This is a genomic window from Synechococcus sp. WH 5701, from assembly GCF_000153045.1.
Taxonomy (GTDB): Bacteria; Cyanobacteriota; Cyanobacteriia; order PCC-6307; family Cyanobiaceae; genus Regnicoccus_A; species Regnicoccus_A antarcticus.
In genome coordinates this window covers 1-1,895 of sequence record NZ_AANO01000031.1, presented here as the reverse complement: position 1 = coordinate 1,895, position 1,895 = coordinate 1, and the positions used below count along the sequence as shown (strand labels likewise).

At 39.7% G+C, this 1,895-nt stretch carries 1 protein-coding gene and 1 pseudogene; one reads left to right on the top strand and one right to left on the bottom strand.

The features are described 5' to 3' along the window. Positions 1 to 784 (bottom strand): annotated as a pseudogene (locus WH5701_RS17300) (hypothetical protein); the annotation flags it as partial. On the opposite strand from WH5701_RS17300, the gene WH5701_RS17295 reads away from it, so the two are divergent. Beyond that, the coding region (locus tag WH5701_RS17295) for a sulfatase-like hydrolase/transferase (protein ID WP_156776460.1) at positions 773 to 1,895 on the top strand (1,123 nt) is incomplete at its 3' end. The pseudogene WH5701_RS17300 and the gene WH5701_RS17295 sit on opposite strands and share 12 nt — an antisense overlap.

Sequence of the window (1,895 nt, the reverse complement as noted above, 5' to 3'; positions counted from 1 at the left end):
GTTCACGACCACCCAAACCAGAATAACCAACAACAGCGCAACCACAGGCAAGAGCTTCAGCTACAGGCAAGCCGAATCCTTCAGGATGGCCAAAGGAGAGAAAAAGAAAACTTTCAGACATAAGTTCAATAACTGAAGTATGAGCAAGACCGTCAATGGGCTTAATGGTCCAACCAGAAAGCAATGATCGTTCTCTCAAAATAGAAGCGACCACGGAGCCATCAAGGAGATTCTTACGAGGCATATAGACAATCTGGCGCTTCTTGTTAGAAATGGAAGGGAGACCACCGAGATCGAATCCATTAATAATCAACGAAACACGATTGCTTCCAGGAAGAACAAACTCAGAGAGAAACTTGTAATCGTGTTGAGACACACAAAAAACCTGAAGAATCGACTCATGACGATACAATGACAATGCAATATTTGGCTTTAGAAAAGAAGTATCGCCGGAAAGACCAAAAGTATATGATAAGTTTTGATTAAATATGACAGATGGAAAGCCTGCGGCGTATTTAAAAATTGTAGTCAAGAAAGTCTCTGGAAAGATAATGACATTATGAGTACGTGATAGAGAGGAATCGCGTAACTTAACCCACTCAGAAAACGAAATTGTATTAACATTACTGCTAAACCAACCAGGATGGAAATCAGCAGACTCTTGAATAATTGTTGCCTTACGTCCGCAGGCAACAATAGACTCAGCAAGTCGATGCATCTGCTTTACGCCGCCAATCGGACGAGTAATATCGGGATGGAGAGCTAACCAGTAATGAACCGACATAAATTAAAAGAAAAAATGTGGGAAAAACTAATAGGAAAATCTAAGGGGAAACAATATACAAATAAAGACAGAACAAACTTAATATTAATCACATTTGATCAATGGCGAGGTGACTGGGGAGATCCCATGAAACCGGTAACAGAACTGAAAGAATTGAAGGCCTTAGCAGAAGAAGGTCTAATAATAGAGAGATGCTATACAAGCAGCCCACAATGTGTGCCGGCAAGAATAAGTTGGTTGACGGGTATGAGACCAAGTGAATCTGGAGTTACATATAACAGGCCATTAGATTTGCCAGGTAGCGCACCATCAATGATACGTGAACTAAAAGATTTAGGGTGGCATACAGCGATAGTAGGAAAAACACATTGGAGCAACCATAACATTGAATGTGACTTAAGAGAAAACAAAAAGAGGCTTAGTGATTTAGGATTTATAGAATCAAGAGAAATTGCAGGACCGCGGGCCTTACAAAAAGTAAAATGTGACATAACAGACGATTGGGAAAAGACAGGAGTGTATAAAGCTCACATTAAAGACCTCGCTGAACGCTATAAGAATGGATGCAATGAAGCTGCATGGCAGGTTAGAGAAAGTGTTCTTCCTAACTCACTATATCCAGATATTTGGATTGCAAGTAAGGGTATAGAAATGCTTCAGAAAATGCCGACTAAAAAGCCATGGTTTCTGTGGATTAGTTTCGTAGGCCCGCATGAACCATTTGACACGCCAAAGCCATGGAAAGGAAGAAATAACAACGAACAACTCCCAAGAGTAATTAAGAATAATGGCTGGATTGACAGATTAGAAACGACATGTGAGACAAAAAAAATCAGGGATCTATGGAAAGAAAAATTAAAAAAAGAACATACTGACGCACTTAGACTTGACTATGCGGATCATCTACAATTATTAGATGATCAATTAGGTAAGATTATAGATATCGCGAAAGAAAGAACAGACTACAAAAATACAGCAGTAGCAATAACATCAGATCATGGCGAGATGCTAGGAGACCATGAGATGCTCTACAAATCAACATTCTTGGAGCCAAGCGTAAGAGTGCCATTTATATATAGTCCACCGCAAAAGACGAATCAAAGTCACAAAA